Source organism: Mycobacterium sp. TH-M106, from assembly GCF_057473765.1.
Genome location: NZ_JBYCLE010000194.1, coordinates 1 through 4,273, shown reverse-complemented (window position 1 = coordinate 4,273; position 4,273 = coordinate 1). Strand labels below are relative to the sequence as shown.

General features: G+C 64.3%; 7 protein-coding genes. 4 read left to right on the top strand and 3 right to left on the bottom strand.

The window, feature by feature from the left end:
- From AC2VOP_RS06735 to AC2VOP_RS06725, 3 genes are all read right to left on the bottom strand, one after another.
- On the bottom strand, nt 1–115 hold a 115-nt coding region (locus tag AC2VOP_RS06735; RefSeq protein WP_486960242.1), incomplete at its 3' end, for a FitA-like ribbon-helix-helix domain-containing protein.
- A gap of 194 nt (nt 116–309) precedes the next feature.
- Nucleotides 310–675, bottom strand: coding sequence for a DUF5615 family PIN-like protein (locus tag AC2VOP_RS06730; RefSeq protein ID WP_486960241.1), 366 nt, complete (start codon nt 673–675; stop codon nt 310–312).
- Complete coding sequence (locus AC2VOP_RS06725) at nt 672–902, bottom strand: DUF433 domain-containing protein (protein WP_486960240.1); 231 nt, start codon at nt 900–902, stop codon at nt 672–674. The genes AC2VOP_RS06730 and AC2VOP_RS06725 overlap by 4 nt, the downstream gene beginning before the upstream one ends.
- Before the next feature lie 433 nt (nt 903–1,335).
- On the opposite strand from AC2VOP_RS06725, the gene AC2VOP_RS06720 reads away from it, so the two are divergent.
- The 4 genes from AC2VOP_RS06720 to AC2VOP_RS06705 form a co-directional block, all read left to right on the top strand.
- A complete protein-coding gene (locus AC2VOP_RS06720) occupies nt 1,336–1,713 on the top strand; it encodes an NADH-quinone oxidoreductase subunit A (RefSeq protein WP_486960239.1) in 378 nt (125 codons plus the stop codon).
- 8 nt (nt 1,714–1,721) lie between these two features.
- The gene (locus AC2VOP_RS06715) at nt 1,722–2,276 is read left to right on the top strand and encodes a NuoB/complex I 20 kDa subunit family protein (RefSeq protein ID WP_486960238.1); all 555 of its coding nucleotides are present in this window, start codon (nt 1,722–1,724) and stop codon (nt 2,274–2,276) included.
- Nucleotides 2,273–2,989 carry an NADH-quinone oxidoreductase subunit C gene (locus AC2VOP_RS06710; protein WP_486960237.1) on the top strand — a complete coding sequence of 239 codons (717 nt, stop codon included), beginning with the start codon at nt 2,273–2,275 and terminating at the stop codon, nt 2,987–2,989. The genes AC2VOP_RS06715 and AC2VOP_RS06710 overlap by 4 nt, the downstream gene beginning before the upstream one ends.
- A partial coding sequence (locus AC2VOP_RS06705) for an NADH-quinone oxidoreductase subunit D (RefSeq protein WP_486960236.1) occupies nt 2,989–4,273 on the top strand: 1,285 nt, incomplete at its 3' end. The genes AC2VOP_RS06710 and AC2VOP_RS06705, both read left to right, overlap by 1 nt.

The window sequence follows — 4,273 nt, the reverse complement described above, 5'->3', positions numbered from 1 at the left end:
CCCGGATTGCCTCCCGGAGCAGGTACTCCGACAGGGAAAGCCCGGCGACGGCAGCCTTCGAACGAAGCGCCGCATGAACATCCTCAGGCACATCTCTGATCTGGATGGTGCTCACCGTACCGAGTTTAGCATGCAACTTGCATGTGTAACATGCAAGTCGTTTTGACTGTGGCCAAGGGCTGCGCCACCCGGCTCACAAGTGCGTGCATTTCGACCTGCGCCGAGTCGTCGACAAACCAACCTCACCTTGCTGACAAGTCGGGAAACTACCTGCTGCACCCGCCGCGGCACTGTCAAGGATGGGCAGGATCAGATCGGCAGCTTGCGGATGCGTATTGTCCTCTCGCCGAGCACGACGACGGCCCCACCCTCAAGGTCCTCTTGCACGACAAGAAGGTTGTCGATGATCAGGCTTGCCTGCTGGGCCGCTCGTCGACCGACTGCACGGCGTATCAGAACAACGGACGGCCTGCTTGCACCGGATCGGGCGAGCAACGTGCCGAAGTCCGTGTCGGCGCTGATCAACACACGCTCCTCGGCGACGGCCAGCGCCAGGACCACGTCGTCACTGGCGCTTGTCAATCCGCGGTCGCGAACATGGACGACTTCATGGCCTGCCGCTATGAGAAAGCCGGCCATTGCCGGCGAAAGATTCTCATCCAGCAGCAGTCTCATGCGGTCGGCAGCAGCGGCAACTCCCGTTCCCGCACCGCCTCAGCTGCGTATCGCAGGGCCTCGGTGATGTCTTCTTCCTGAAGGTCAGGAAGCTCGGCGAGAATCTCGGTTGATGTCATCTGGTCCGCAACCATTGCGACCACGGTCGCCACCGGGATGCGCAAACCCCGGATGCATGGCATGCCTCCCATCACGGCGGGATCGATGGTGACGCGCGTGAATCGCATGCCGGTTAGCCTAGCCCGTTACAGCACGCTGGGGCGGCGGCTTGCGACCGACTTGGGTTGGAATGCGTCTGCCAGTACCGGCTGTGATTCACCCGTAGTCCAACTCATGCGGGCCACCTCACGTGTCGCAAACCACACCCCATGCTCCCGTCGATGCTTTCACCAGCGATGTTGCCGATTTCTACGGCCAGAAACGTCAGAGCGTCGTGAGGTTGCCGACGCTGATCTGACGCAGGCGCAGTGGCGGGCCGAATGGGAGTCGTCGCGCGGGTTTCTGTCCGCCGACGGCGGGGCCGGTAAAAAGCACGGCAACGAGACCATCCGTACCACGGGGAGTCGCAAGGAAGAACGCAAGTTCGGGTTGTCGCCAATCGGTCAGTGGCCAGACGTTAGGCTTGCGTGAGTTCACACCGACAACGACCAGAAAACCCCGATGAATCCGTACCTGCCCATCCTGGTGCTCGCGGCCCTGGCCGCCGGTTTCGCCGTGTTCTCCGTGGCGATCGCGCCGGTGGTCGGCCCGTCGCGCTACAACCGGGCGAAGCTGGAAGCCTACGAATGCGGCATCGAGCCCACCGACCAGCCGGTCAGCGGGCCGCACGCGCCGAAGGGCCAGCGTTTCCCGGTGAAGTACTACCTGACCGCGATGTTGTTCATCGTTTTCGACATCGAGATCGTCTTTCTCTATCCGTGGGCGGTCGCCTACGACCGGCTCGGGGTGTTCGCGCTCGTCGAGATGGCACTGTTCGTCGTCGTCGTCTTCGTCGCCTATGCCTATGTCTGGCGCCGCGGCGGTCTGAGCTGGGATTGAGAGAGCACATGGGCTTAGAAGAACAGCTGCCCAGCGGCCTGCTGCTGAGCACGGTGGAGAAACTGGCCGGATACTTCCGGACAGGCTCGATGTGGCCGGCGACGTTCGGGTTGGCGTGCTGCGCCATCGAAATGATGTCGACGATGGCGCCGGACTACGACATGTCCCGGTTCGGCATGGAGGTGTTCCGGGCCTCTCCCCGGCAGGCGGATCTGATGATCGTGGCCGGCCGGGTCAGCCAGAAGATGGCGCCGGTGCTGCGGCAGATCTACGACCAGATGGTCGAACCCAAGTGGGTGCTGGCGATGGGCGTGTGTGCGTCGTCGGGAGGCATGTTCAACAACTACGCGATCCTGCAGGGCGTCGACCACGTCGTCCCGGTGGACATGTACCTGCCCGGCTGTCCGCCCCGCCCGGAGATGCTGATGTACTCGATCCTCAAGCTGCACGCGACGATCAAAGAGATGCCGCTGGGCGTCAATCGGGAGAAGGCGATCGCCGCGGCCGAGGAGGCAGGGCTGTCGGCCCCGTCCACCTGGCAGATGAAGGGTTTGTTGCGGTGAACCAGCCGGGCAATAGCACCGACGATGGCGGCGGCCCCGACGCCGGCGCGGACGGAGAGGTGGTCGGCGTTCGCCGGGGACTGTTCGGCGCGTCCGGCAGCGGCGACACCTCCGGGTACGGGAGGCTGGTCAAAGAGATCACCTTCCCCGGGCCCAGTCCACGCCCGTACGGCGGGTACTTCGACGACGTGGTCGCCGCCCTCACCGGGGCTCTGCAGCGCAACGGCGTCGACTACACCGATGCCGTCGAGAGCGTCGTGGTGTTTCGTGACGAAATGACGCTGCACATCCGCCGGGAGCAGCTGCCGACGGTTGCCCGACTGCTGCGCGACGAGCCGGACCTGCGCTTCGAGCTGAGCCTGGGCGTGAGCGGCGTGCACTACCCGGGCGATGCCGGCCGCGAGCTGCACGCGGTCTACCCGTTGAAGTCGATCACCCACGAGCGTCGTGTCCGCCTGGAAGTCGCTGTGCCCGACGACGATCCGCACATCCCGTCGCTGTATGAGGTGTACCCCACCACCGACTGGCACGAGCGGGAAACCTATGACTTCTTCGGAATCATCTTCGACGGCCACCCTTCCCTGACCCGGATCGAGATGCCCGACGACTGGCACGGCCACCCGCAGCGCAAGGACTATCCACTCGGCGGCGTCGCGGTCGAGTACAAGGGCGCGAAGATCCCGCCACCCGACGAGCGGAGGGCCTACACCTGATGAGCACCCTACGTGCGGATGGTGCCCCCGAGACCGTCTTGAACGTCGGCGGGCAGGAATGGGATCAGGTCGTCGCAGCCGCCAAGGCCGCGGACCCCGGCGAACGCATCGTCGTCAACATGGGGCCCCAGCACCCGTCGACACACGGTGTGTTGCGGTTGATCCTCGAGCTGGAGGGCGAGACGTGCACCGAAGCCCGCTGCGGCATCGGCTATCTGCACACCGGCATCGAGAAGAACCTGGAATACCGCTACTGGAGCCAAGGTCCGTCGTTCGTGACCCGGATGGACTACCTGGCACCGCTCTTCAACGAAGTCGCTTTCTGCCTGGGCGTGGAGAAGCTGCTGGACGTCGCCGGCGAGATCCCCGAGCGCGCCACAGTGATCCGGGTGTTGATGATGGAGCTGAACCGGATCTCGTCGCATCTGGTTGCGGTTGCCACCGGTGGCATGGAGCTCGGTGCGCTGTCGGCCATGCTGTACGGCTTCCGGGAGCGCGAACTGGTGCTCGACATCTTCGAGACGATCACCGGTTTACGGATGAACCACCAGTACATCCGGCCCGGCGGGGTGTCGGTGGACCTGCCCGACGAGGCGATCGGCCAGATCCGCGACTTCCTCACGCTGATGCCGAAGCGGCTGAAAGACATCGAAGACCTGCTCAACGAGAACTACATCTGGAAGGCCCGCACCAAGGACGTCGGCTACCTCGACCTGACCGGATGCATGGCCCTGGGTGTCACCGGGCCGATCCTGCGGGCCACCGGGCTGCCCTACGATGTTCGTCGCACCGAACCGTACTGCGGTTACCAGAACTACGAATTCGACGTGATCACCGACGACGGCTGTGATGCCTACGGCCGCTATCGCATTCGGATCAAGGAGATCAAGGAGTCGCTGAAAATCGTCGAACAATGTGTCGAGAAGCTGGCCACGTCGCACGGCAGCCCGGTGATGATCGAAGACCGCAGAATCGCCTGGCCCGCCGACCTGAAACTGGGCCCGGACGGGCTGGGCAACTCCGAAGAGCACATCGGCTGGATCATGGGCCACTCGATGGAGGGCCTGATCCACCACTTCAAGCGGGTCACCGAGGACATCTGGGTGCCGCCGGGCCAGGTCTTCGTCTCGATCGAGTCGCCACGCGGCGAGCTGGGCGTGCACATGGTCTCCGACGGCGGCACCCGGCCCTACCGGGTGCACTACCGCGACCCGTCGTTCACCAACCTGCAGGCTGTTGCCGCGATGTGTGAGGGCGGACTGGTCGCCGACGTGATCGCCTCGG

Coding starts and splice junctions, on each gene's coding strand:
- AC2VOP_RS06730 (WP_486960241.1), bottom strand. CDS start 675: ATGAGACTGCTGCTGGATGAGAATCTTTCGCCGGCAATGGCCGGCTTT.
- AC2VOP_RS06725 (WP_486960240.1), bottom strand. CDS start 902: ATGCGATTCACGCGCGTCACCATCGATCCCGCCGTGATGGGAGGCATG.
- AC2VOP_RS06720 (WP_486960239.1), top strand. CDS start 1,336: ATGAATCCGTACCTGCCCATCCTGGTGCTCGCGGCCCTGGCCGCCGGT.
- AC2VOP_RS06715 (WP_486960238.1), top strand. CDS start 1,722: ATGGGCTTAGAAGAACAGCTGCCCAGCGGCCTGCTGCTGAGCACGGTG.